Annotated in this window: 23 protein-coding genes and 1 pseudogene; 21 read left to right on the forward strand and 3 right to left on the reverse strand. The window is 68.9% G+C overall.

The annotated features are described in order from the left end of the window. Positions 1-191: 191 nt before the first annotated feature. The 5 genes from dop to prcA all read left to right on the forward strand — a co-directional run bounded on the left by dop (position 192) and on the right by prcA (position 4338). Positions 192-1703 carry a depupylase/deamidase Dop gene (gene dop / locus ABT186_RS16060; protein ID WP_351237184.1) on the forward strand — a complete coding sequence of 504 codons (1512 nt, stop codon included), beginning with the start codon at positions 192-194 and terminating at the stop codon, positions 1701-1703. A gap of 189 nt (positions 1704-1892) precedes the next feature. Beyond that, positions 1893-2111 carry a ubiquitin-like protein Pup gene (locus ABT186_RS16065; protein WP_199893821.1) on the forward strand — a complete coding sequence of 73 codons (219 nt, stop codon included), beginning with the start codon at positions 1893-1895 and terminating at the stop codon, positions 2109-2111. Between the two features lie 191 nt (positions 2112-2302). Beyond that, positions 2303-2728: an endonuclease VII domain-containing protein gene (locus ABT186_RS16070; protein ID WP_351237192.1), complete on the forward strand. Its 426-nt coding sequence runs from the start codon at positions 2303-2305 to the stop codon at positions 2726-2728. After that, positions 2680-3525, forward strand: a complete 846-nt coding sequence (prcB, locus tag ABT186_RS16075) for a proteasome subunit beta (protein WP_351237182.1) — start codon at positions 2680-2682, stop codon at positions 3523-3525. Before ABT186_RS16070 ends, prcB begins: the two co-directional genes overlap by 49 nt. A 60-nt stretch (positions 3526-3585) precedes the next feature. After that, positions 3586-4338, forward strand: a complete 753-nt coding sequence (gene prcA, locus ABT186_RS16080; RefSeq protein WP_351237180.1) for a proteasome subunit alpha — start codon at positions 3586-3588, stop codon at positions 4336-4338. Between the two features lie 89 nt (positions 4339-4427). On the opposite strand, the gene ABT186_RS16085 is transcribed toward prcA, so the two are convergent. Further along, entirely contained in the window at positions 4428-5441 is a 1014-nt protein-coding gene (locus tag ABT186_RS16085; protein ID WP_351925557.1) for a LacI family DNA-binding transcriptional regulator, read from the reverse strand. Between the two features lie 99 nt (positions 5442-5540). Between ABT186_RS16085 and ABT186_RS16090 the strand changes: the two genes are divergently transcribed. The 11 genes from ABT186_RS16090 (at position 5541) to ABT186_RS16140 (ending at position 18041) form a co-directional block, all read left to right on the forward strand. Continuing rightward, positions 5541-6800, forward strand: coding sequence for an MFS transporter (locus tag ABT186_RS16090; RefSeq protein ID WP_351235585.1), 1260 nt, complete (start codon positions 5541-5543; stop codon positions 6798-6800). A gap of 9 nt (positions 6801-6809) precedes the next feature. Continuing rightward, positions 6810-8171 (forward strand): Pup--protein ligase, encoded by a 1362-nt coding sequence (gene pafA, locus ABT186_RS16095; RefSeq protein ID WP_062672158.1) that lies wholly within the window; start codon positions 6810-6812, stop codon positions 8169-8171. Positions 8172-8298: 127 nt separating this feature from the next. Next, the gene (locus tag ABT186_RS16100; RefSeq protein WP_351235583.1) at positions 8299-9312 is read left to right on the forward strand and encodes an FKBP-type peptidyl-prolyl cis-trans isomerase; all 1014 of its coding nucleotides are present in this window, start codon (positions 8299-8301) and stop codon (positions 9310-9312) included. 70 nt (positions 9313-9382) lie between these two features. Next, on the forward strand, positions 9383-9757 hold the full coding sequence (locus tag ABT186_RS16105) for an FKBP-type peptidyl-prolyl cis-trans isomerase (RefSeq protein ID WP_351235581.1): 375 nt from the start codon (positions 9383-9385) through the stop codon (positions 9755-9757). A gap of 194 nt (positions 9758-9951) precedes the next feature. Then, entirely contained in the window at positions 9952-10953 is a 1002-nt protein-coding gene (locus ABT186_RS16110; RefSeq protein WP_351235579.1) for a helix-turn-helix transcriptional regulator, read from the forward strand. Positions 10954-10971: 18 nt separating this feature from the next. Continuing rightward, on the forward strand, positions 10972-12015 hold the full coding sequence (locus ABT186_RS16115; protein ID WP_351235577.1) for a helix-turn-helix transcriptional regulator: 1044 nt from the start codon (positions 10972-10974) through the stop codon (positions 12013-12015). A 161-nt stretch (positions 12016-12176) separates the two neighbouring features. Next, complete coding sequence (locus ABT186_RS16120; RefSeq protein WP_351235587.1) at positions 12177-12428, forward strand: hypothetical protein; 252 nt, start codon at positions 12177-12179, stop codon at positions 12426-12428. Positions 12429-13338: 910 nt separating this feature from the next. Further along, complete coding sequence (locus ABT186_RS16125) at positions 13339-13533, forward strand: hypothetical protein (RefSeq protein WP_351235574.1); 195 nt, start codon at positions 13339-13341, stop codon at positions 13531-13533. Positions 13534-13792: 259 nt separating this feature from the next. Continuing rightward, on the forward strand, positions 13793-14080 hold the full coding sequence (gene tatA / locus ABT186_RS16130; protein ID WP_351235572.1) for a Sec-independent protein translocase subunit TatA: 288 nt from the start codon (positions 13793-13795) through the stop codon (positions 14078-14080). A 48-nt stretch (positions 14081-14128) separates the two neighbouring features. Further along, positions 14129-15073 carry a twin-arginine translocase subunit TatC gene (gene tatC / locus ABT186_RS16135; RefSeq protein WP_351235570.1) on the forward strand — a complete coding sequence of 315 codons (945 nt, stop codon included), beginning with the start codon at positions 14129-14131 and terminating at the stop codon, positions 15071-15073. A gap of 115 nt (positions 15074-15188) precedes the next feature. Next, positions 15189-18041 (forward strand): DEAD/DEAH box helicase, encoded by a 2853-nt coding sequence (locus tag ABT186_RS16140; protein WP_351235568.1) that lies wholly within the window; start codon positions 15189-15191, stop codon positions 18039-18041. Between the two features lie 462 nt (positions 18042-18503). On the opposite strand, the pseudogene ABT186_RS16145 reads toward ABT186_RS16140, so the two are convergent. Next, positions 18504-18765, reverse strand: a pseudogene (locus ABT186_RS16145) (allophanate hydrolase); the annotation flags it as partial. A gap of 394 nt (positions 18766-19159) precedes the next feature. Between ABT186_RS16145 and ABT186_RS16150 the strand changes: the two are divergent. The 5 genes from ABT186_RS16150 (at position 19160) to ABT186_RS16170 (ending at position 23871) form a co-directional block, all read left to right on the forward strand. Continuing rightward, on the forward strand, positions 19160-20782 hold the full coding sequence (locus ABT186_RS16150; protein ID WP_351235777.1) for an ATP-binding protein: 1623 nt from the start codon (positions 19160-19162) through the stop codon (positions 20780-20782). Beyond that, a complete protein-coding gene (locus ABT186_RS16155; protein WP_351235779.1) occupies positions 20779-21186 on the forward strand; it encodes a roadblock/LC7 domain-containing protein in 408 nt (135 codons plus the stop codon). The genes ABT186_RS16150 and ABT186_RS16155 overlap by 4 nt, the downstream gene beginning before the upstream one ends. Beyond that, complete coding sequence (locus tag ABT186_RS16160; RefSeq protein ID WP_351925498.1) at positions 21183-21608, forward strand: DUF742 domain-containing protein; 426 nt, start codon at positions 21183-21185, stop codon at positions 21606-21608. Before ABT186_RS16155 ends, ABT186_RS16160 begins: the two co-directional genes overlap by 4 nt. Continuing rightward, positions 21589-22209, forward strand: coding sequence for a GTP-binding protein (locus tag ABT186_RS16165; protein ID WP_351235783.1), 621 nt, complete (start codon positions 21589-21591; stop codon positions 22207-22209). Before ABT186_RS16160 ends, ABT186_RS16165 begins: the two co-directional genes overlap by 20 nt. Before the next feature lie 147 nt (positions 22210-22356). Further along, on the forward strand, positions 22357-23871 hold the full coding sequence (locus ABT186_RS16170) for a cytochrome P450 (RefSeq protein ID WP_351925500.1): 1515 nt from the start codon (positions 22357-22359) through the stop codon (positions 23869-23871). A gap of 3 nt (positions 23872-23874) precedes the next feature. Here ABT186_RS16170 and ABT186_RS16175 read toward each other — a convergent pair whose 3' ends face one another. Then, entirely contained in the window at positions 23875-24816 is a 942-nt protein-coding gene (locus tag ABT186_RS16175) for an RluA family pseudouridine synthase (RefSeq protein WP_351925502.1), read from the reverse strand. Positions 24817-24837 lie beyond the last annotated feature (21 nt).

Consider the following 24837-nt stretch of genomic DNA (forward strand, 5'->3'; position numbering starts at 1 on the left):
CCGACGCTTTTCAGGCCACGGCCGGAGCAAGGCAATGACGCAAATGATCTCCCCACCAGCGCAAAGGCGTTCTAGGCTCTTTCGTACCGCCGCGTCGCGCCGTGCGGGGACGGGACCGCACGCGCACCGGAGCACCAGCGGTACTTGAGCGCCGCCCCCGACCGAGGGCGCCGCCGGGCAAGGAGGGCCGCATGACCGTACGGCGAGTAATGGGCATCGAGACGGAGTACGGCATCTCCGTCCCCGGCCACCCCAACGCCAATGCCATGCTCACCTCATCCCAGATCGTCAACGCCTACGCGGCGGCGATGCACCGGGCCCGCCGGGCCCGCTGGGACTTCGAGGAGGAGAACCCGCTGCGGGACGCGCGAGGATTCGACCTCGCCCGCGAGGCCGCCGACGCCAGCCAGCTCACCGACGAGGACATCGGCCTCGCCAACGTGATCCTCACCAACGGCGCACGGCTCTACGTCGACCACGCACACCCCGAATACAGCGCCCCCGAGGTCACCAACCCCCGCGACGCCGTCCTCTGGGACAAAGCCGGCGAGCGGATCATGGCAGAAGCCGCGGAACGCGCCGCCCAGCTCCCCGGCGCCCAGCCGATCCACCTCTACAAGAACAACACCGACAACAAGGGCGCCTCCTACGGCACGCACGAGAACTACCTGATGAAGCGGGAAACCCCCTTCTCGGACATCGTGCGCCACCTCACACCGTTCTTCGTCTCCCGCCAGGTCTTCGCCGGAGCAGGCCGCGTCGGCATCGGCCAGGACGGCCACGAACACGGCTTCCAGCTCAGCCAGCGCGCCGACTACTTCGAAGTCGAGGTGGGCCTCGAGACCACCCTCAAACGCCCCATCATCAACACCCGCGACGAGCCCCACGCGGACGCCGAGAAATACCGGCGCCTGCACGTGATCATCGGCGACGCCAACCTGTCGGAGATCTCGACCTACCTGAAACTGGGCACCACGGCTCTCGTCCTGTCGATGATCGAGGACGGCTTCATCGCCGTCGACCTGGCCGTCGACCAGCCCGTACGCACCCTCCACCAGGTCTCCCACGACCCGACCCTCAAGCGCCTCGTCACGCTCCGCAGCGGCCGGACACTCACCGCCGTCCAGCTCCAGATGGAGTACTACGAGCTGTCACGCAAATACGTGGAGGAGCGCTTCGGCGCGGACGCCGACGAACAGACCAAGGACGTCCTGTCCCGCTGGGAAGACACGCTGAACCGCCTCGAACGCGACCCCATGAGCCTGGCCGGCGAACTCGACTGGGTCGCCAAACGAGAGCTCATGGAAGGCTACCGGCGCCGCGACAGCCTCGACTGGGACGCCGCCCGGCTCCACCTCGTCGACCTCCAGTACGCCGACGTACGCGCCGAGAAGGGCCTCTACAACCGCCTGGTGGCCCGCGGCAGGATGAAGCGGCTGCTGACTGAGGACGACGTCGACAGGGCCCGTACGAAGCCACCGGAGGACACGCGCGCCTACTTCCGCGGCCGCTGCCTGGAACAGTACGCCGACGACGTCGCGGCGGCGTCCTGGGACTCCGTGATCTTCGACCTCCCTGGCCGTGACTCCCTGCAACGCGTCCCAACCCTGGAACCGCTTCGCGGAACGCGTAATCACGTCAAGGAGCTCCTGGACCGCTGCCGCACGGCGGAAGACCTGGTCAGGGTCCTGTCGGGCGGCTGAGCGGGCACCCGGGCGGGCCCGGCCGCGCAGGGTGGAAAACCCGGCGTCCGGGAATCATCGAGGTGGCCCTCGTACGTTGGAGTAACTGCGGGGCCATTGTCGGACCCGGCTAGTAGGGTCTGATCACCACCGATCGGCAGGAAAGCCGACCTGTCGACCATGTCGGGCGAACTGAGCGGGGTGAGGGTTATGGCGACCAAGGACACCGGCGGCGGACAGCAGAAGGCGACGCGCTCCACGGAGGAGGTCGAGGAGCAGGCGCAGGAGGCACAGGCTTCGGAGGACCTCAAGGAGCGGCACGAGAAGCTGAGCGATGACGTGGACTCGGTGCTGGACGAAATCGATGATGTGCTCGAGGAGAACGCAGAGGATTTCGTGAGGTCCTTTGTTCAGAAGGGTGGGCAGTAGGCCGCCTTTTCCTTCGAATCGAAGGTGGATGGGGTTCAGAGGTGGCAGACGAGTCGGAGGTGAAACGCTGCGCGCGGTGCGGCGAGGTCAAGCCGCGCGCAGCCTTCGCGGTCAAGCGAACCAATCTCGACGGCTTGCAGCACCGTTGCCGCGAGTGCGCGGCTGGGTCCGACCGGAAGCGCCAGCAGGCCATGGGCAGAACGGTTCCGCCACGAGGGGCTGTTCCGGAAGGTCACAAGTACTGTCAGGGCTGCGGAGAGATCAAGTCGCGCTCTGACTGGCACCGAGGGAAAGCCTCGCGGTGCAAGGCATGCCGCGCCGTCGACAACCGTGCGCACCACCTGAGGCGCCAGTACGGCATCACCGAAGCCGAGCGCGACGAGTCGATCGCCTCTCAAGGGGGCGTCTGTTGCATATGTCTATCCGCTCCTGCAACGCATGTGGATCACTGCCACAAGACGGGTAGGGTCCGTGGCGTACTGTGCTTCAACTGCAATTCCGGCCTCGGCCTGTTGAGGGACGACCCCGAAGCTGCGTACCGAGCTGCCGACTACTTGGAAGGAAACGCGTGGAAGCCAACCCTCGTAGCACCGGGCGTCTACCGGCTGCCTTCCTGACGCCCGGCTCGTCGTCCTTCATGGACTTCCTGTCCGAGCACCAGCCCGAGCTCCTGCCCGGCAACCGGCAGCTGCCCCCGACCAAGGGCGTGATCGAGGCCCCGCACGGCACCACGATCGTGGCCACGACGTTTCCGGGGGGCGTCGTGCTCGCCGGTGACCGTCGGGCGACCATGGGCAATGTGATCGCGCAGCGGGACATCGAGAAGGTGTTCCCGGCGGACGAGTACTCGGCGGTGGGTATCGCCGGTACCGCCGGTCTCGCCGTGGAGATGGTGAAGCTGTTCCAGCTGGAGCTGGAGCACTTCGAGAAGGTCGAGGGTGCGCAGCTCTCCCTGGAGGGCAAGGCGAACCGTCTGTCGACCATGATCCGTTCGAACCTCGGCATGGCCATGCAGGGCCTGGCTGTGGTCCCGCTCTTCGCCGGTTACGACGTGGACCGCGAGAAGGGCCGCATCTTCTCCTATGACGTGACGGGTGGCCGCTCGGAGGAGCACGGCTTTGCGGCCACGGGCTCCGGCTCGATCTTCGCGCGCGGTGCCATGAAGAAGCTTTTCCGTGAGGATCTGACCGAGGAGCAGGCCACGACCCTGGTGGTCCAGGCTCTGTACGACGCGGCTGACGACGACTCGGCGACCGGTGGTCCCGATGTCGCCCGCCGGATCTATCCGATCGTCACCGTGATCACCGAGGACGGTTTTCGCCGGCTGACCGACGACGAGTCCTCCGAGATCGCCCGTTCGATTCTGGAGCGGCGCCTGGAGCAGCCCGACGGTCCGCGGGCGGCGCTGCTCTGAGGGCGGCGGACCTGTTGTCGAGGTGATCTTGTGACTATGACAGAAAGGGACGGATAACCGGTGTCGACGCCGTTCTATGTCTCCCCCCAGCAGGCCATGGCCGACCGGGCGGAGTATGCCCGTAAGGGCATCGCGCGCGGTCGCAGCCTGGTCGTGATGCAGTATGCCGATGGCATCGTGTTCGTCGGTGAGAACCCGTCCCGTGCGCTGCACAAGTTCAGTGAGATCTATGACCGGATCGGGTTTGCGGCCGCCGGTAAGTACAACGAGTACGAGAATCTGCGGATCGGTGGTGTCCGCTACGCCGATCTGCGTGGTTACACCTATGACCGTGATGATGTGACTGCTCGCGGTCTGGCGAATGTGTACGCGCAGACGCTGGGCACGATTTTCTCGAGTGCGGCGGAGAAGCCGTACGAGGTGGAGCTGGTGGTCGCCGAGGTGGGGGAGACCCCGGAGGGTGACCAGATCTACCGTCTGCCGCATGACGGGTCGATCGTGGATGAGCACGGTTCGGTTGCGGTCGGTGGCAATGCGGAGCAGATCAGCAGTTTCCTGGATCAGCGTCACCAGGACGGGATGAGTCTGGCGGAGGCGCTGAAGCTGGCGGTGCAGGCCTTGTCGCGTGACACGAACGGCAGTGAGCGGGAGATTCCCGCGGAGCGCCTGGAGGTCGCGGTGCTGGACCGTACGCGTCCGCAGCAGCGCAAGTTCAAGCGGATCGTCGGCCGTCAGCTGTCTCGTCTGCTGGAGGCTGATGGTGCGGCCTCTGCCGCGGAGACGGAGGACGAGACTGCGGAGGACGAGGAGTGATCGTTCGTATCGCTCGGTGAGGTGTGTGTCGCCTCAGCCCGCTTTGCCGCGCGCCCCGGCCGTTCTCGGTCGGGGCGCGCGGCGTTGCTTCAGGGGCGTGGCGGGGCCGTGGAGCCGCGTACGACCAGTTCCACCGGGATGTCCCCCTCTTCGGGTGTACGGCCCTCCAGGACGGCGAGGAGGGCCTGCATGCCGCGTTCTCCGAACAGTTCGGCGTCGAGGCGGACGGTGGTGAGTTCGGGGTCGATGGCGGTGGCGAGGGCGAGGTCGTCGAGGCCGGTGACGGAGAGGTCGTCGGGGATGCGCAGGCCGAGGCGTCGGGCTGCTTTGTAGGCGCCGGCGGCGAGTTTGTCGTCGTCGCAGACGAGGGCGGTGGGGCGGGGGCCGGGGGCGGCGAGGGCGGCTTCGGCGGCGGCGAGGGCGCCTTCGATGGAGATGGGGGCGTGTGTGGTGCGGATGCTGGTGCCGGGCACCTGGGCCACGTGCGCGGCCAGCTCACGGGCCCGGGTGTCGAATGTCCACGAGGGGACGTCTGCCGCGAGGTGCAGGAATCGGCGGTGGCCGAGTGCGAGCAGGTGTTGTGCGACTTGTCGTACGCCGTCGGTGATGTCGAGGTTGACGGTTGCGGCGCCCATGCTGCCGTTCGGGTCGCTGTCGAGCATGACGAGGGGGAGTTGGTCGCCGCGGATCGCGGTGAGTGCGTCTGCGGCCATGGAGGAGGCGAGGACGCCGTCCAGTGCGGCTTGTGCGGAGTGGAAGGGGTCTTTGGCGGGGCCGACGCCTTCGGGTGAGGGGTACAGGACGACGCCGAAGCCGTGTTCGGCGGCGACTCGGGCGGCGCCGGTGTAGACGCCGGCGAAGAATTCGGTGGTGAGTGCCGGTACGACGAGCAGGACGGTTCGTGTGCGGCCGAGGCGTAGGTTGCGGGCGGCGAGGTTGGGTCGGTAGCCGAGTTCGCGTGCGGCTTCGCGGACGCGTTGGGCGGTGGGTTCGGAGACGCGTCCGCGCCATTTGTCGCCGAGGACGAGGGATACGGCGGCCTGGGAGACCCCGGCGGCCTGGGCGACGTCGCGGCTGGTGGGTCGCGTGGTACCTCGTGCCACCGTCTGCCTGCTCTTTCGTCTGGACTCGTGGTCAGCGCTCATGGTACGTATGACAGGCGACGTTATACGTAAAACTTGTTATGAACGAAGGGCTTGGGCATGGCCGCGGGGTACCTGGAGATCCTCAGGGCGAGGCACGCCACGCGCCTGCTCGCCGGGACGCTGGTGGGCCGGCTGCCGAACGCCACGGCCGCGATCGCCGTCGTGCTGTTCGTGCGGGCCGAGGGTGGCACCTACAGCCTCGCGGGGGCTCTTGCCGCGGTATACGGGGTGGCGAACGCCGTGGGGCAGCCGCTGCTGGGCCGGCTGGTGGACCTGCACGGTCAGCCGCGCGTCCAGTTGCCGGCCGCGCTGGTCTCCGCCCTGGCCATGACCGTGTTCGCCCTGACGGGCGTGGATCCGCTTCCGGCGGCCTACGCGGCCATGGTGGTCGCCGGGCTCTTCACGCCGCCTCTGGAGGGCGGTCTGCGGGCCTTGTGGCCCGGGGTGCTGTGCCGGGAGGAGCAGGTCCACACGGCGTACGCGCTGGACGCGGTGGCCCAGGAGGTGATGTTCACCGTGGGCCCGCTGCTGGTGACCGTGTGCGTGTCCCTGTGGTCCGCGGGGGCGGCGCTGGTCGTGCTGAACGTCGTCGGGGTGCTGGGCGCGCTGTCCGTGGTGGTCTCGCCGCCGTCGCGCGCGTGGCGTTCGGCGCCGCGGGAGGCGCACTGGCTGGGTGCGCTGCGCTCGCGGGGGCTGCTGGTGCTGCTCGGCGCGTTCCTGTTCGTGGGGATCGCGCTGGGCTCGATCACGGTGGCGGCGGTGCCGTATGCGGACGGGCACGGCGGGGATGCGGTGTACGGCTGGCTGATGGCGGCTTTGGGGATGGGTGCCCTGGTGGGCGGAATCGTGTACGGGGCGCGGCAGTGGTCCGGCGTGCCGGAGCGGCGACTGCGGGTGCTCGTGGGGCTTCTGGCGGTGTGTTATCTGCCGTTGATGCTGATGCCGGGTGCGGTCGCGATGGTGTTGCTCACGGTGCTGTCCGGGGTCTTCCTTGCGCCCTGCATCGCGTGTGCGTTCATCATCGTCGACCGGCATGCGCCGAGCGGTACCGTCACCGAGGCGTTCTCGTGGCTTGTGACGACGTTCACGGTGGGTGCGTCGGTCGGTACGGGCCTGGCGGGCCCGGTCGTGGAGGCGGGCGGGGCGCTGTGGGGCTTTGCGGTTCCGGGGGCCGCGGGGGCCGTGTCCTTGCTGGTGTTGCTGGCCACGGGGAGGGTCCTCGCAGCTCCCGCGGGGGGTGCGGTGGTTGCGTCTTCATCGGAAAATGATCCAAACCGTGCTGTCGAACCCCGTTTCAGCTCGGGTGATCGGGCGTAATGTTCAGTCATGGACCGCCGCATTTTCGGGCTGGAGAACGAGTACGGCGTCACGTGCACGTTCAGGGGACAGCGCCGCCTGTCGCCTGACGAGGTGGCGCGGTACCTCTTCCGCCGTGTCGTGTCATGGGGCCGCAGCAGCAATGTCTTTCTGCGGAACGGTGCCCGCCTCTATCTCGATGTGGGCTCACATCCGGAATATGCGACACCCGAATGTGACAACGTGACGGAACTCGTCACCCACGACAAGGCCGGCGAGCGCATTCTGGAAGGGCTCCTGGTCGACGCCGAACGCCGCCTGCACGAGGAGGGAATCGCGGGCGACGTCTACCTCTTCAAGAACAACACCGACTCGGCGGGCAACTCGTATGGCTGTCACGAGAACTATCTGGTGGCGCGCCACGGCGAGTTCTCGCGGCTCGCGGACATCCTGATTCCGTTCCTGGTCACGCGGCAGCTGCTGTGCGGTGCCGGCAAGGTGCTGCAGACGCCGCGCGGTGCGGTGTACTGCGTGAGCCAGCGGGCCGAGCACATCTGGGAGGGCGTCAGCTCGGCGACGACCCGTTCCCGGCCGATCATCAACACGCGTGACGAGCCGCACGCGGACGCCGAGCGGTACCGTCGCCTGCATGTCATCGTGGGCGACTCGAACATGTCCGAGACGACAATGCTGCTGAAGGTCGGCGCCACGGACCTGGTGCTGCGCATGATCGAGGCGGGCACGGTGATGCGTGACCTGACCCTGGAGAACCCGATCCGGGCGATCCGTGAGGTCAGCCACGACATCACGGGCCGGCGCAAGGTGCGCCTGGCGAGCGGCCGTGAGGCGTCCGCCCTGGAGGTGCAGCGCGAGTACTACGAGAAGGCCGTGGACTTCTGCGAGCGCCGCGGTATCCGTACCGGCACCGTCGAGCAGGTCCTGGAGCTGTGGGGCCGCACACTGGACGCGATCGAGGCGGAGGACCTCGACCGGATCGGCACCGAAATCGACTGGGTGATGAAGTACAAGCTCATCGAGCGGTACCGGGCCAAGCACAACATGACGATGTCGCATCCGCGGGTCGCGCAGATAGACCTCGCTTACCACGACATCCACCGCCGTCGTGGCCTGTACTACCTGCTGGAGAAGAAGGGCCAAGCCACCCGGATCTGCAACGACTTGAAGATCTTCGAGGGCAAGTCGGTTCCGCCGCAGACCACTCGGGCCCGGCTGCGTGGCGACTTCATCCGGCGGGCCCAGGAACAGCGTCGTGATTTCACGGTTGACTGGGTGCATCTGAAGCTCAACGATCAGGCGCAGCGCACGGTGTTGTGCAAGGACCCGTTCCGTTCGGTGGACGACCGGGTGGAGAAGCTGATCGCCGGAATGTGAGGCACGCGTTTCACGCATATCGCCGGAACGCAACGCGGGCGCCGTACGTTTGCCGTACGGCGCCCGTCTCACGTCGTAGAGTTGCGCGCACGCCATCACTCAAGATCGACCGATACGAGGCCCCATCGTGCGCCGACGCTCACTCCTTCTTGCCGCTGTGCCCGCCGGACTGGTCACGCTCTCCGGATGCGGTGACGAAAAATCCAGCAAGGGCAAGGCCAGCGCAAGCTCGTCCCCATCGGCCGCGGCCTCGCCGTCGGCGTCCCTGCCGCCGCCGCCGAAGATCGTCGAGGGTCCGCTGCCGGCGATCACCGCCGGCACCAAGTTCGACGAGAAGCCGACCGTGGCCAAGGGTCCCGGTTCCGCGTCGAAGGACCTGGCGGTCAAGACGGTGATCGCGGGCAGTGGGCAGACGGTCGCGGAGAACGACTACATCCAGGCGAACTACCTGGGCCAGATCTGGGACACGGCGAAGGTCTTCGACAACTCCTACGACCGTAAGATCCCGCTGGTCATCCAGCTCGCCCAGGGCAGCATCATCGACGGCTGGCGGTATGCCCTGCAGGGCAAGAAGGCCGGCAGCCGGGTGCTGATGGCCGTGCCTCCGACCTGGGGCTATGGCTCGCAGGGCAATCCGCAGGCGGGTATCAAGGGCACGGACACGCTGGTCTTCGTGGTCGACATCGAGAACACGTTCAACGGGAAGAGCTCCGCCAAGGGCAAGACGGTCGCCCAGAACGACGCGGACCTGCCGAAGGTGGGCACCAACACCGACGGCAAGGCCCCGTCGATCGAGGTGCCGAAGGTGAAGGCGCCGACGGGTCTGGTCGCGAAGTATGTGATCGAGGGTGACGGCGAGCCGGTCGCGGCGAACAACAGTGTCCTGGTGCAGTACAAGGGTGTGCTGTGGGACACCGGCAAGGAGTTCGACTCCACGTACAGCCGTGGGTCGCTCACCTCGTTCTCGCTGCAGCAGGTCGTCAAGGGCTGGGCCCAGGGACTGACCGGCAAGAAGGTGGGCAGCCGGGTGCTGATCGTCATCCCGCCGAAGCTCGGATACGGCGACAACCCGCCCGCCGGAAGCGGCATCAAAAAGGACTCCACGCTGGTCTTCACCGTCGACATCCTGGCGAAGATGTAAGCCCTGCCGGGATGTGAGAGTGTCGGAGTTGCCGTAGTGGCCTCAACAGCAACTAGCAGGAGCTTTTGACGTGAGCATCGAGAAGCCCGAGATCGACTTCCCGGGCGGCGAGCCCCCGGCCGACCTCGAGATCAAGGACATCTGGGAGGGCGACGGCCCGGTGGCCAAGGCGGGCGACACCGTCTCCGTCCACTATGTGGGCGTGGCCTTCTCCACCGGTGAGGAGTTCGACGCGTCCTGGAACCGCGGTACGCCGCTTCAGTTCCAGCTGGGTGTCGGCCAGGTCATCAAGGGCTGGGACCAGGGAGTGCAGGGCATGAAGGTCGGCGGCCGCCGCCAGCTGACCATCCCCGCGCACCTCGCGTACGGCGACCGTGGCGCCGGTGGCGGCCGCATCGCCCCCGGCGAGACGCTGATCTTCGTCTGCGACCTGGTCGCGGTCTGATCCAAGGCCTGGTCGGCAGTCCGGTCACGGACGCCGGATCAGTCCGGTCCCCGTACGACGGCGGTACGGGATCCGATCGGAATCGATCGGCTGGGGCCCATGCCCGTGCGGGCGTGGGCCCTCGGCTTTTGCCACGACACAGGTGAGCGGTACGGTCATCGGTCGTAAGCACCATAGGGAGGCGAAGGGCGTCGATGGCCATTGCCAAGGCCGAGCGGCTGATGAACCTGGCGCTGTGTCTGCTCGGGACTCGGCGGCCGCTCAGCAAGCGCGAGCTGCGGGAGTCCATCGAGGCTTACGTCGAGGCCTTTGGGCCGGGAAGAGGCGTGGCCCTGGGGCCGGACAAGGGCGCAGCCGGGTCCGACGACTCCTTCAATCGCATGTTCGAGCGTGACAAGGACGACCTGCGCGAGCTGGGTCTGGTCATCGAGACCGTGGAGAACCTGGACGGCGAGGTCGGCTATCTCGCCCGCCGTGACAGCAACCGCCTTCCGCCCATCACCCTCGACGCCGAGGAGGCCGCCGCTCTCGGTCTTGCCGCGAAGGTGTGGCAGCAGGCGCGTCTGGCCGGTGCCGCGAGCGGTGCCCTGCAGAAGCTGCGTGCCGCCGGACTGCCCGAGGATGTGGACCCGTACGAGGCCCATGGCGCCCTGGAGCCGCGCATCCCCGTGCACGAGGCCGCGTTCGAGCCGCTGATGCTGGCCTGCCGTGACCGCCGTCCCGTCGTCTTCGACTACCGCAAGGCCACCGCCGCCCGTCCCGAGCCGCGCCATGTCGAGCCCTGGGCGCTGGAGTGCTGGCGCGGCCACTGGTACCTGGCCGGCTGGGACCGTGACCGGGGTGCGGAGCGTGTCTTCCGGCTCTCCCGGATCACGGGCAAGGTGCGGTCCCGCAGTGGCCGTTTCACCGCCGAGGTGCCCGACGTGGTCACGGTCCGCGAGACCGTTGCAAGCTGGGCGGGGGAGACCGCCGACCGCTCGGCCCGGATCCGGCTGCGCAAGGGCGCGGGGTACCCCCTTCGAGCGAAGGCCACTGCGGTACGGGAACTCGGTGACGGCTGGGACGAGTTGGAGATTCCGTACGGGCACGGCCTCGATGCGTGGCTGGTCGAGTTCGGGCCGGACGTGGTGGTGTTGGAGCCCGCCGAGCTGCAGGCCGACGTGGTGGACCGACTGCGCGCCGTGGCCAAGGGCTGAGGGGGGAGACGTAGGACAGTGGCAGGCAAACCGGCCAGGCCCGCGAACGCCATCGACCAGACCCGGCGGATGCTCTCCCTGGTGACCTATCTGCGGGAGCGCCCCGGTGCGCGCGTCGAGGACGTCGCCCGGGCCTTCGGGATCAGCGAGGACGAGCTGGTCTCGGACCTCGACGTGCTGCCCATGTGCGGCACCAGCTTCCGCGGTGGCGATCTGCTCGACATCGACACCGACGGCGAGCGCATCTGGTGGCACAATCCGGCCGCCCTCGGGGCGGACGCGGCCGAGCCCCTGCGCCTGGCTGCCGACGAGGCGACCGCGCTGCTGGTGGCCGCGCGGGCCGTCGCCACCCTGCCGGGTCTGCGCGAGAGCGACCGGCAGGCGCTGCTGCGGGCCACCGCCAAGGTGGAGACCGCCGCCGGCGAGGCAGCGGGCGCCAGCTCCCGCCTCTCGGTGACCTTCGAGTCGGAGGGCGGCGTCTTCGCGGACGTCGACCGGGCCATCTCCGAGCGCCGCCGCCTGTGGATCCGCTACTACTCGCCGGCCCGTGACGAGGTCACCGAACGCGAGATCGACCCGATCCGTCTGGTCAGCGTCGGCCACACCTATGTGGAGGCGTGGTGCCGCCGCTCCGAGGCGCGCCGCACCTTCCGGCTCGACCGGGTCGCCGAGATCAGGATTCTGGACGAGCCGTCGGCGCCGCCGGAGGTCGAGCTGCGCGACCTGTCCGAGGGACTCGTCCAGCCCGCCGCCGAGGACCCCGAGGTGGTCGTCGAGGTCGGCCCGGCCGGTCGCTGGGTCGCCGAGTACTACCCGCACGACAGCGCGGATGAGCTGCCGGACGGCGGGCTGCGTATCACCTTGCGGACCCCGGACCCGGCGTCGCTGCGACGGCTGGCGCTGCGCCTCGGGCGCGACGGCCGGATCGTGTCGCCGCAGGACCTCGCGGACAGCGCCCGCCGGGCGGCCCGAGAGGCGCTGGAGGCGTACGACACACCGTCGGCCGTGGTGAACGGGGTGGCCAACGGGCGGGATCAGGGGCAGTACGACAGGGCGGAGTGAGCCGCGGGCGCGCGCCGGTGCGGCGGGGGCGAGTGTGCGGCCCCGGAAGGGCTGAGCCCGATGGCCCGCGTGCGGTCGGCTGTGGCGCCCGAAGGTGAACGATCAGAACAACAGGAGGAGCGAGGGCTGTGAGCGAGTCTCCGGTGTCCGGTGCGAGGGAAATGACGGTGGCGGCCGCCTTCGCCGGGATGAAGAGAGCGGTCCCTGTGGTGTTCAAGGCGGGTTGCCCGGACTGCCGGGGCCGCTTCGAGCTCGCCGCGAGCGCGCTGCGCCTGGCCATCGGTGCCACCAGCCGGACGACGTTCTACTCCTTCACCTGCCCCGAGTGCGGCGCCGCGGTGCGCAAGCCCGCCGGGGAGCGCATCGTCGAGTTGCTCACCGGCGGCGGGGTCAGAACCCTGCGGTTGCACTGATCGGCGGACGCGGGACTGTGACCGAGTGGAGGTGCGAGACCACCACCGGTGAGCCGTCGCAGCTTCGCGGTAGAAGCTGAGGGCAGCCTGTCCCGGAATACGCCGGGGAGTGTGGGAGGCAGCACTGACAACGCCAGGAGTCGGGATACCGGGGCGGGCCCGTTTTCGGCAGCGGGCCGCAAGCGGGACGGAGGCCGCAGAGTAGGTCGGCAGCAATTATTGCGGCTGGCTCAACCGGTCCAGGATGAACAACTGGTATTCGGTGACCGCACCACAGTTGCGAGCCGTCATCTGAAGACCCCGCATTCCGCGATCAACGGAGTCAAAAAGTCTTCGACTCGTCCACTCTGAATTCCATCGCCGGCATCACACGGGCGATGGCGACCGGAGAAAGCGGAACCGGTGAAGGCTCCCGGCCTGGTTGAGCCGTGCTGCCTGGACACAGGCACGTCCGGCCTCTGAGGGCGCCGGGGCACGTCGCCGTGCCCGGCTGCCCGACCAGTGGTGCGGTATCGCCACCCGCTACGAAAAGACCGCCGCCATCTACCTGGCCGGACTCGACGGCGCGGATACTTCCTCTGGTCCGCCCGCTGATCCGGACGACACTGACTGGCCCGGCGGGCATTACACCATTCGGGAGGTCAGCAGTGGTGAACGGAATCGGCCGACATGGTGGCCGCGCTCACCGGCGTGACGGCCGCTATACCGAGAATTGCCACGGAACTGGCAATGATGACCCTGAAACTCTGCTTGAGAGTCACATTTCCAGGTCGAGCCGATATTGATTGGAGACCAACGCCGACTGTCAAGATCGATTTTCAGGCGTGACGCAGGCGCGATGGCCGGACGGTGATCCAGGTCCGCCCGCTGATCCATACGAAGCTGCCCAGGACCGTCTAGGCTCGACGTCATGTTCTGGCCGATGTTTGCGGTAGCTGTGGGTTTCCTGGGACTTGCCGTCCTCGGTGTGCTGGCGGTCCGGGTCTTCCTGGAGGCGCAGCGCCTCGGCAGGCAGGTCGCGGACTCGGCGCGCCGTATCAACAAGGCGGCCGAGGACCTGGAGCGGGCGACCGTGAGCGCCGCCCGGGCGGTCGACTCGCTGTGAGCCGTACCGGGAACTCCTGGGAACTCCCGAACGTACTGATCCAAGGGGTACTTCGCCCTGTCACCCTGCCCTTGCAGCCAGGTACGCTGCTGGTCGCGGCCCGGAGAACGGGGGCGCGGCCCGGATAGCTGGAGTACGCACAGAGATGGTTCCGAGTTCATCCCCGGGCGATACGATCGCTGGAAGCACGATGGTCAGACACCTGTCCGAACGGTCGGACAGGCCCCGCCGCCCCGCCTCAGTGAGAAGGTGAAGACTTATGTTCCGCAACGCACTTGAGCCGTGGCACCTGGTGCTCCTGGTTCTGGTGATTGTCCTCGTGTTCGGCTCGAAGAAGCTTCCGGACATGGCACGGTCCCTCGGCAAGTCCGCTCGCATCCTGAAGAGCGAGGCCAAGGCGATGAAGGACGAGGGCAAGACCTCGACCCCGGCCGCCCAGCCGAGCGAAGAGCAGTCCACGGCTCAGCGCACGATCCAGGCCGCTCCCGGCGACGTGGCCAGCTCCCGGCCGGTCAACGAGCCGACGGACACGACCACCCAGCGCTGACGCGAGGACCGGACGTCTCCGGTCCGCTGCACGAGATGAGGATGTGGGTTGCTCAAGCCTGCCCGCAACAAGGAGAGGGATCCCGAGGGGCGCATGCCGCTCGCGGATCACCTGCGTGAGCTGCGCAACCGGCTCGCGAAGGGTGTGCTGGCGATCGTCGTCGTCACGATCGTGGCTGCCTTCTTCTACCAGCACATCATCAACTTCATCACCAAGCCGCTGCTGGACTCGGTCGGCTGCGCTCAGTCCTTCGGGCAGATGGCGAAGACGAAGGAAGACGTCCACTGTGCGCACATCACGGTCAGCGGCCTGCTGACGCCCTTCACACTGGCGCTGAAGGCCTCGCTGACCGCCGGTGTCGTGCTGTCGGCACCGGTCTGGCTCTACCAGCTGTGGGCGTTCGTCGCGCCCGGCCTGCACCGCCATGAGAGGAAGTACGCCTACGCCTTCGTCGGCTTCGGCTTCCCCCTCTTCCTCGGCGGCGGCTATCTCGCCTACCACGTGCTGCCCACCACGGCGAAGGTGATGATCGGCCTGACGCCGAAGGGCGCGGAAAACCTGCTCCCGCTGGACAAGCTGCTCGACCTGGTCACACGCATGGTGGTGGTCTTCGGCCTCGCCTTCGAGATGCCGCTGCTGCTCGTCATGCTCAACCTCACCGGCATCCTGTCCGGCCGGCGCATGCTCGGCTGGTGGCGCGGCATGGTCGTCGGCATCGCCGCCTTCGCGGCCGTGGCCACGCCCGGCGCCGACCCGATCTCGATGCTGGCGCTGGCAGCGCCGATCTGGGTGCTGTTCTTCATCGCCGTGGCCTTCTCGCTGTTCAACGACCGCCGCCGGGCCCGACGGGAGGGTCAGGGCCTCTCGGACGACGAAGCCTCCGAGCTGGACCTCACCCCGGAGGATGTCGGCGAGGTGGAGGCCGTGACCGCGAGCAGCGCCCCCGAGCTGCCGGGCACTGACCGGATCAACGGGTACGACGACGTGACCTGAGCCGACCGGACCGCTCACCGAGCTGCCATGCGATGCCCCCGTCCCCCGTGGACCGGGGCATCCGCCGTTGTGGCGCGCCCCGGCATCCGTAGCTGTACCACCCGCGATCCGGATAATGATCGTCCTGTTGTCAGTGGCTGCCGGTACGCTCGAAAGCACGATGACAGAGGACCTCTCACCGGCCGAGCGGTACGCGGCAGCCCGCAAGCGCGCTGCCGAGCAGGCCACCGCGCTCGCCTCCTTCCGCGAGATGTACGACTTCGGCCTCGACCCCTTCCAGATCGAGGCCTGCCAGGCACTCGAGGCGGGGAAGGGCGTGCTGGTGGCCGCGCCCACCGGCTCCGGCAAGACGATCGTCGGCGAGTTCGCCGTCCATCTCGCCCTCGAGCAGGGCAAGAAGTGCTTCTACACGACGCCCATCAAGGCGCTGTCGAACCAGAAGTACTCCGACCTGTGCCGCCGTTACGGAGCGGCGAAGGTCGGCCTCCTCACCGGCGACAACAGCGTCAACTCCGACGCCCCGGTGGTCGTGATGACCACGGAGGTCCTGCGGAACATGCTGTACGCGGGCTCACAGACCCTCCTCGGCCTCGGCTATGTGGTCATGGACGAGGTGCACTACCTCTCCGACCGCTTCCGCGGCGCTGTCTGGGAGGAAGTGATCATCCATCTGCCCGAGTCGGTGACGCTGGTGTCACTGTCGGCGACGGTGTCGAACGCGGAGGAGTTCGGGGACTGGCTCGACACCGTCCGCGGAGACACGGAGGTGATCGTCTCCGAACACCGGCCCGTGCCGCTGTTCCAGCACGTGCTGGCCGGCCGCCGGATGTACGACCTGTTCGAGGAGGGTGAGGGCCAGAAGAAGGCCGTCAATCCCGATCTGACGAGGCTGGCCCGCATGGAGGCGAGCCGGCCCTCCTACCAGGACCGCAGGCGCGGCCGCGCGATGCGCGAGGCCGACCGCGAGCGCGAGCGCAGACAGCGCTCCCGCGTGTGGACGCCGGGCCGGCCCGAGGTCATCGAGCGACTCGACGCCGAGGGCCTGCTGCCCGCGATCACGTTCATCTTCAGCCGCGCCGCCTGCGAGGCCGCCGTCCAGCAGTGCCTGTACGCAGGGCTGCGGCTCAACGACGAGGAGGCGCGGGAACTGGTGCGCGCCCTCGTCGAGGAACGCACGGCCTCCATCCCGCCCGAGGACCTGCATGTCCTCGGCTATTACGAGTGGCTGGAGGGCCTGGAGCGCGGTATAGCCGCCCACCACGCGGGCATGCTGCCGACGTTCAAGGAGGTCGTCGAGGAACTCTTCGTCCGCGGCCTGGTCAAGGCAGTGTTCGCGACCGAGACTCTCGCGCTCGGCATCAACATGCCCGCGCGCTCGGTGGTGCTGGAGAAGCTCGTCAAGTGGAACGGCGAGCAGCACGCCGACATCACTCCCGGCGAGTACACCCAGCTGACCGGCCGCGCCGGCCGGCGCGGCATCGACATCGAGGGCCACGCGGTCGTGCTGTGGCAGCGCGGCATGAGCCCCGAGCACCTCGCGGGCCTGGCAGGCACACGCACGTATCCGCTGCGCTCCAGCTTCAAGCCGTCGTACAACATGGCGGTGAACCTGGTCGAGCAGTTCGGCCGGCACCGCTCCCGTGAACTCCTGGAGACCTCCTTCGCGCAGTTCCAGGCCGACAAGTCGGTTGTCGGGATCTCCCGTCAGGTGCAGCGCAACGAGGAGGGCCTGGAGGGCTACAAGGAGTCCATGACCTGCCACCTCGGTGACTTCGAGGAGTACGCGCGGCTTCGCCGCGAACTGAAGGACCGCGAGACGGAACTGGCCCGGCAGGGCGCGGTGCAGCGCCGCGCCGAGGCCGCAGTCGCCCTGGAGAAGCTCAAGCCCGGTGACGTCATCCACGTCCCGACCGGTAAGTACGCGGGCCTGGCCCTGGTGCTGGACCCCGGTCTGCCGGCCGGCCGGTCCAACGGCCACCGCGGCTTCGAGCACCACGACGGCCCGCGCCCGCTGGTCCTCACCGTCGAGCGACAGGTCAAGCGGCTGGCGTCCATGGACTTCCCGGTGCCCGTGGAGCCGCTGGAGCGGATGCGCATCCCGAAGTCGTTCAACCCGCGTTCGCCGCAGTCCCGTCGCGACCTCGCCTCCGCCCTGCGCACCAAGGCGGGGCACATCCCGCCGGAGCGGCACCGCAAGAAGCGGTCCGCCGCCGCCGACGACCGGGAGATCGCCCGGCTGCGCACGGCCCTGCGCGCCCACCCGTGCCATGGGTGCAACGACCGTGAGGACCATGCCCGTTGGGCCGAGCGCTACCACCGGCTGCTGCGCGACACCTCGCAGCTGGAGCGCCGTATCGAGGGGCGTACGAACACCATCGCGCGCACCTTCGACCGTATCGTCGCCCTGCTCACCGAGCTGGACTACCTGCGCGGCGACGAGGTGACGGAACACGGAAAGCGGCTCGCCCGGCTCTACGGCGAACTCGACCTGCTCGCGAGTGAGTGCCTGCGGTCGGGAGTCTGGGAGGGTCTCGCCCCGGCCGAACTCGCCGCGTGTGTCTCGGCGTTGGTGTACGAGGCCCGGGTGGGCGACGACGCGATGGCGCCGAAGCTGCCATCGGGCAAGGCGAAGGCCGCGCTCGGTGAGATGGTGCGCATCTGGGGCCGGCTCGACGGACTGGAGGAGGAGTTCCGCATCACCCAGACCGAGGGCGTGGGCCAGCGCGAGCCGGACCTGGGCTTCGCCTGGGCCGCGTACATGTGGGCGAGCGGCAAGGGCCTCGACGAGGTGCTGCGCGAGGCCGAGATGCCGGCCGGTGACTTCGTCCGCTGGTGCAAGCAGGTCATCGACGTCCTGGGCCAGATCTCGGCGGCGGCTCCTGCGGAGGGCTCGACGGTGGCGAAGAATGCGCGCAAGGCGGTCGACGGGTTGCTGCGCGGGGTTGTGGCCTACTCGTCGGTGGGCTGAACGCTCTCGGACGGGTGCTGGTTGAGTGTGGTTGCCCCCGCCCGTAGGAAGCCGGGGACGCGGCTGCCGTCGGCCAGTTCGACGCTGTGCCCAAGGCCGGTCCGCAGGGCGCGCAGGCGGTGGACCGGCCCGGTCGTGGTCCAGGTCCTGTCGTCAAACTCCCGTCGTCCGCCCGGAGGGCGGGCCCTGCGGCGTCAGGTGCGTGCTCTGGGGGTCCCCCCGGCCGGAGGCTGGGGGAGTGCCGGGTGCAGGCCCTCGTACTGGATGTACTTGGGTCTGTGCCCGGTGGGGCGAGTGGGGGTCCCCCCTGCTCGAAGAGCTTGGGGGAGCGTGCATGGCGTCGCGGGGCTGGGGGCACCTCCCGGCCGAAGGCTGGGGGAGGGAGTTTGACGACAGGGCCTAGCGGTCGAAGCGGGCGCCCGGGGCCAGGGGCTGGGAGCCGGACGTGCGATTGGCGCCGAGGGCGGGGGTGATGATGCCGGCGACGGTCGGGACGAGACCTTTGCCGCCCCCGGCGATCAACTTGTCGACAAAGTTCCCCACTGCCGTGGAGTGCTCGGCGACGAACGCACCCGCCGCGGTCAGCCGGGCAACCGCGGCCTCGTAGGCCTGGGCCCAGCCCTCGTCGAGTTCAGGCGTCCCTGTCCGGCAGCGGGCGAGGGCCTGCTCGGCCGGCCTCCGGGACTGTGCGGGAGAAGGCCGTGACGCAGTTTCGCCGACGACACCGCCCCGGCCCGCGACGGCGAACGCGGCGCTGCGTGCCGCCGCTGTCTGACGGTTGCTCAAGTATCGCCCGGGAGTGGGGATTTCACCTGCACGGGCGGCTGTTTTCGCGCGTATGTACGTCGTAACCCGGCGTGTTCGAATCGCGGCGCACCGTGCAAAAAGAGCCGAGCGTACTCCTTGCCCGGTGGGGATTTCAGGTGCTTGCGGAATATGACATAGCGATGATCCGGTCGGACTAAGCTCGCCCACGGCGCACCGAGTTGAGGTGAATTCGTGCGCCTGTTCCCAAAAATACCGAAGATCCAGTTGATTCGCCTTCCGATCCGGTACTTACCCCCCACTTTTCCTCCGCAAGCACCCCTGATCCAGCCGATTCATCTCAGAGGGCATACATGGTGAGTGTTCAATCGCCTCCCGGTGGCCGTGAACTTCCTTACGCGCGCGAGCTGTTGCTGCCCGCCATACTGATGGCCGCGATGACGGGGGCCGCCGTCGCGTTGGTGCCGGGACCGGCCCGGATCGCCGTCGGCTGGTTCGGCGCCATCGCCACGGTCCTGGTGACCGCCGTCGCTGCCGTGGCGGCGCGCCGCGGCCGCACCGTCCGTGCCCTGCGTGCCGACTTCGCGCAGCGGACCGACTACCTGGAACAGCGCCTCGCCTCCCAGGGCAACGAACTCGAGTACTTCCGCACCCAGATCCTGCCCAGGACGCTCGACACGCTGCGCAGCGGAGTCTCTCCCGCCGAGGTCATGCGCACGATCGTCGACCGGGATCCCGAACTCCGCGGACTTTCCAACCCCCAGCGTCAGTTGCTGCGTACCGTGCTGCGGATCGTCGACCGTGAGATCGCGATGCGTGACTCCTCGCTGCGCGCCTTCGTCAACATCGCCCGCCGCGTCCAGGCCATCGTCCACCAGCAGGCCAAGGAACTCAGGGAGATGGAGGAGGACCACGGCCGCAACCCCGAGGTCTTCGACGACCTGCTGCGCATCGACCACGGCACCGCGCTGATCGGCCGCCTCGCCGACTCGATCGCCGTCATCGGCGGCGGCCGCCCCGGCCGCCAGTGGCCCAAGCCCGTACCGCTGTACAGCGTGCTGCGCGGCGCGATGTCCCGCATCCTGGAGTACCGCCGCATCGAGTTGCACTCCATCGCCAAGGTCAACATCAGGGGCACCTCGGTGGAGCCGATCATCCACGCCGCGGCCGAGCTCCTCGACAACGCCACGCGCTACTCGCCGCCCCAGACCAAGGTGCACGTCACCGCCACCGAAGTGCAGACCGGAATCGCCGTCGAGATCGAGGACGGCGGCATCAGCCTCAGCGAGGAGAACCGCGCCAAGGTCGAGCGGATGCTCGCCGAGGCCCAGGCCGGCGTGGACGTCCAGGAGCTCGGTGAGGCCCCGCGCCTCGGCCTCGCCGTCGTCGGGCGTCTGTCGTCGATGTTCAACATGCACGTCTCGCTGCGGCAGTCCGCGTACGGCGGGGTCCGAGCGATCCTCGTCGTCCCGAACGACATGCTGACCACCGAGCCCGCCCCCGGGTTCGCCCACGGTATCGGCGCCACTTCCGTGCCGACCCTGGACAACGACGGGGTCAAGGGCCCGGACCGCTCGAACAAGAAGCGCCGTCCGACCACCGGGCCCCGGATCCCGCGGCAGGTCACGATGGAGGACGACGTCCCCGTCGTCACCGAGTGGACGGCCAACGGTCTGCCGCAGCGGCGCAGCCGGGTGAAGACCCCGCTGAGCCAGCGGATTGCGGAGGCCGCCGCCGCGGAGGCCGCCGCCCAGGCCGCCGAGGCCGCGACCCACTCTCCCTGGACGCCCGAGCCCGAGCCCGAGAAGGAAGAGCCCGCGCCCGGCCTGTGGGTCGAGGCGTTCATGAACGGGCTCAAGGCCGACCCGGACCCGAACGCCTTCTCCTCCGGGCCCCCGGCCGACGACCCGCACGCATTCATCACGAACGACGAGCCGGCCGTTGCCCAGGCCGACGAGGAGGGGGACCTCAAGTGATCCAGCAGCGAGGCAACTTCGACTGGTTGCTGAAGGAACTCGCCGACGGTGTACCGGGCGTCCACCAGGTCGTGGTGCTCTCCGCCGACGGTCTGCGCATCGCCCGCTACGGCGGTGACCCGGACGCGGCCGACCGCGTCGCCGCGGCCTGTGCCGGACTGCAGAGCCTGGCCGGCGCGGTCGCGGCCGAGATCCCGGACAGCGACGGCCGGATGCGCATGGTCATCATCGAGATCGACGGCGGCTACTTCTACATGATGGCGGCGGGCCCCAACGCGTATCTCGCGGTGCTCGCCGACACGGTCGCGGAGGCGGGTCTGATGAGCAACCGCATGCGCGACCTCGTCATCCGCATCGGCTCGCATCTGACGAGTCCGCCGCGACGCAACGGGCAGACCGTATGACTCCTCCGCAACGCCGCCGGCGATATCCCGAGGAACAGCCTCCGCCGGAGCCCGTCACAGAAGCCGGCGGAGGGGACGGCAAGGAGGGCGAGGAGAAGCAGCCCGAGAGGCTGTACATCCTCACCGGCGCGACCGACGGGGGCGAGCGGGCCCCCATCGACCTCGTCACCCTGATCGTGACGAGTGCCGATCCGCCGCCCACCGCCACGCCCGAGCAGTCGGCGTTGCTCAGGCTGTGCCGGGCCCCTCTGTCCGTGGCCGAGATCTCGGCCTACCTCAGTCTGCCGTTCAGCGTGGTGACCGTCCTGCTCACCGACCTGTTGGCGGCCGAACAGGTGCAGGCGCGCGCCCCGATCGTCCGGCAGGCGATGCCCGACCGTTCCCTCCTCGAAGCGGTGATGCATGGACTTCAAAAACTCTGACACCATCCCGGGTCCACGGAGCGAGGACCACCTTCCACACACGACGCAGGCCGCAGTCAAGATCGTGATCGTGGGCGGCTTCGGGGTCGGCAAGACGACCATGGTCGGTGCCGTCAGCGAGATCAGGCCGCTGACGACCGAGGAGACCATGACGCAGGCGGGCATCGGAGTCGACGACAACTACGGCTCCGACACCAAGACGGCCACCACCGTGGCCATGGACTTCGGCCGCATCAGCATCACCGAGCAACTGGTGCTCTACCTGTTCGGCACCCCCGGCCAGGAGCGCTTCTGGTTCCTGTGGAACGGCCTGTTCGAGGGCGCGCTCGGAGCGGTGGTGCTGCTCGACACCCGCCGCCTCGAAGTCAGCTTCGACGTCATAGGCCGCCTGGAGGAGCGCGGCGTGCCCTTTGTGGTCGCCGTCAACTCCTTTCCGGACGCGCCCCGTTACCCCATCGAGGAACTCCGCGTGGCACTCGACCTGCCCGCCGAGATCCCGATCATGGAGTGCGACGCACGACGCCGGGCCTCCAGCCGTGACGTCCTGATGACGCTGATGCGCTTCCTGCACTCCCTGACGATGAGGCGCGCACCCATCTGACCCGCGCCCGCACCCGCACTGCCCACCCGCACCCGCACCCGCAACCGCCCCGCACCCTCACCCTCACCCGCACACCCGCCGTACCTGTCCCCACGTCCCGTCCCCACCCCAAGACACCGGATCCCCTTCAGTTTCGGAGCGATCACCGTGACGCCTGAATCCCACTCCCTGACCGACAAGGACCTCACCGGTACGGACGACCCCGCCGCCGTCCCCCCACCCGGCTGCCCGGCCCACGGCCGCGGCCCCGGCGCAACGCACCGGCTCTACGGTCCCGAGGCGGAGGACCTGGGAGCCCTGTACGAGAAACTCCGCGCCGAACACGGTGCCGTGGCCCCGGCGCTGCTCCACGACGACGTTCCGGTCTGGGTGGTGCTCGGCCACAGCGAGAACCTGCACATGGTGCGCTCCCCGGTCCACTTCTCGCGGGACAGCAGAATCTGGGCCCCGCTGCAGTCCGGCCGGATCAAGCCCGACCACCCGCTGACACCGCACTTCGCCTGGCAGCCCATCTGCTCGCACGCCGAGGGCGACGAGCACCTGCGGCTGCGCGGCGCGGTCACCGGTGCCATGTCGACCATCGACTACCGGGGCCTGCGCCGGTTCATCAACCGCGCGACACAGGCCCTCGTCAACCGGTTCTGCGAGGAGGGCCGCGCCGACCTGGTCGGCCAGTTCGCCGACCATCTTCCGATGGCGGTGATGTGCGAGGTCCTCGGCATGCCGGACGAGTACAACGACCGGATCGTCCACGCGGCCCGCGACATGCTCAAGGGCACCGAGACCGCCATCGCCAGCAACCAGTACATCGTGGACGCCCTGACCCGGCTCACCGGGGCCCGCCGGGCCCAGCCCGAGGACGATTTCACCAGCCACCTCATCAACCACCCGGCCGGACTCACCGACGACGAGATCAGGGAACACCTGCGTCTGGTCCTGATCGCGGCCTACGAGGCCACGGCCAACCTCATCGCCAATGTGCTGCGCGTGGTGTTCACCGATCCACGGTTCCGGGCCCAGCTCAACGGCGGGCAGATGACGGTGCCCGAGGCGGTCGAGCAGTCCCTGTGGGACGAGCCGCCGTTCAGCACCATCCTGGGCTACTTCGCCAAGCAGGACACCGAACTGGGCGGCCAGCGCATCCGCAAGGGCGACGGACTCCTCCTCGGAATCGCGCCCGGCAACGTCGACCCGCGCGTACGGCCCGACCTCTCCGCCAACATGCAGGGCAACCGCTCCCACCTCGCTTTCGGCGGCGGTCCGCACGAGTGCCCCGGCCAGGACATCGGCCGCGCCATCGCCGACACCGGAATCGACGCGCTGCTGATGCGACTGCCGGACATCCGGCTCGACTGCGACGAGAACGAGTTGCGCTGGACGCAAACGATCGCGTCGCGGCACCTGGTGGAGCTGCCGGTGCGGTTCGACCCGAGGCCGCCGCAGGACGTGATGCAGCAGCCGGCCCTGCACGCGGTGCCGCACCAGCGCCCCGGTTGGCTGATCACGACGTCCGGGTCCGGGGGCGCGACGACAACGCCGGTGGAGGGCCGGCCGACGCCGCCGGTCGCTCCGCCGCCGACGTCGGCACCCGTCCCGCTCACCGAGCGGCGGCCGCGTCCAGGCCTGTGGCAGCGGGTGCTGCGCTGGTGGCGGGGCGACTGAGCGCTACCGGGCCCATGCGTCGTACGCCGACCACGCCTGGAGCACCCGCCCGCTGACGAAGCGGTGCTCGTGCCCCGTGACCGGATCGGTGAACTCCAGCACCCGCGCCAGCAGTTGGAGCGGACGCCGGAAGTCACCGGCCGGTACGGGGCCGGTCACCACCGGATAGAGCGGGTCGCCGAGGATGGGCAGCCCCAACGCGTTCATGTGCACGCGGAGTTGGTGGGTCTGCCCGGTGTGCGGGACCAGCCGGTATCGTCCGTGCCCGGCGCGGTGTTCCAGCAGCTCGATCCGGCTGACCGCGTTGGGCTCGCCCGCCGGCTCCCGGGCCGCCAGGACCCCGCGTTCCTTCACGATACGGCTGCGCACGGTGCACGGCAGGGTCACCTCGGGGTCGTACGGGGCGACGGCCTCGTACTCCTTGGTGACCCGTCTGTCACGGAACAGCGTCTGGTAGCTGCCGCGCTCCCCGGGACGTACGGTGAACAGCACGAGCCCGGCGGTGAGCCGGTCCAGCCGGTGTGCGGCGGTCAGCGTCGGGAGGTCCAGTTCACGCCGCAGCCGGGCCAGTGCGGTCTCGGCGACATGGCTGCCGCGCGGGGTGGTGGCGAGGAAGTGCGGCTTGTCGGCGACGACGAGGTGCTCGTCGCGGTACACCACCTCGACGGGGTACGGAACGCGCTCCTCCGCGGGCAGCGGGCGGTGGAACCACACGTACATGCCCGGCACGTACGCCGTGTCCCGCGCGACGGGCCGCCCGTCCGCCCCCACGATCAGCCCCGCGTCGAGCATCCCGTCGATCACCCCGTCCCCGGCCGCGAGCCGGGCCACGAGATGGTCCCGTACGGTGGCCCACTCGTCCCCGGCAGGCAGTCGCACCCGCACGGGGTCGACCCCGTCGCGCTGCGGCAGGGGAGAGGGCGGGGGACTGGATCTGCGTCTCATCACGAAGAGCGTACGAGGGGG

The sequence above is a fragment of the Streptomyces sp. NPDC001634 genome (assembly GCF_040298185.1).
GTDB lineage: Bacteria > Actinomycetota > Actinomycetes > Streptomycetales > Streptomycetaceae > Streptomyces.

Coding starts and splice junctions, on each gene's coding strand:
- pafA (WP_062672158.1), top strand. CDS start 6,810: ATGGACCGCCGCATTTTCGGGCTGGAGAACGAGTACGGCGTCACGTGC.
- ABT186_RS16125 (WP_351235574.1), top strand. CDS start 13,339: ATGTTCTGGCCGATGTTTGCGGTAGCTGTGGGTTTCCTGGGACTTGCC.
- ABT186_RS16110 (WP_351235579.1), top strand. CDS start 9,952: ATGGCCATTGCCAAGGCCGAGCGGCTGATGAACCTGGCGCTGTGTCTG.
- ABT186_RS16065 (WP_199893821.1), top strand. CDS start 1,893: ATGGCGACCAAGGACACCGGCGGCGGACAGCAGAAGGCGACGCGCTCC.
- dop (WP_351237184.1), top strand. CDS start 192: ATGACCGTACGGCGAGTAATGGGCATCGAGACGGAGTACGGCATCTCC.
- tatA (WP_351235572.1), top strand. CDS start 13,793: ATGTTCCGCAACGCACTTGAGCCGTGGCACCTGGTGCTCCTGGTTCTG.
- ABT186_RS16120 (WP_351235587.1), top strand. CDS start 12,177: ATGACGGTGGCGGCCGCCTTCGCCGGGATGAAGAGAGCGGTCCCTGTG.
- ABT186_RS16160 (WP_351925498.1), top strand. CDS start 21,183: ATGACTCCTCCGCAACGCCGCCGGCGATATCCCGAGGAACAGCCTCCG.
- ABT186_RS16070 (WP_351237192.1), top strand. CDS start 2,303: ATGGGCAGAACGGTTCCGCCACGAGGGGCTGTTCCGGAAGGTCACAAG.
- ABT186_RS16165 (WP_351235783.1), top strand. CDS start 21,589: ATGGACTTCAAAAACTCTGACACCATCCCGGGTCCACGGAGCGAGGAC.
- ABT186_RS16140 (WP_351235568.1), top strand. CDS start 15,189: ATGATCGTCCTGTTGTCAGTGGCTGCCGGTACGCTCGAAAGCACGATG.
- ABT186_RS16090 (WP_351235585.1), top strand. CDS start 5,541: ATGGCCGCGGGGTACCTGGAGATCCTCAGGGCGAGGCACGCCACGCGC.
- ABT186_RS16150 (WP_351235777.1), top strand. CDS start 19,160: ATGGTGAGTGTTCAATCGCCTCCCGGTGGCCGTGAACTTCCTTACGCG.
- ABT186_RS16175 (WP_351925502.1), bottom strand. CDS start 24,816: ATGAGACGCAGATCCAGTCCCCCGCCCTCTCCCCTGCCGCAGCGCGAC.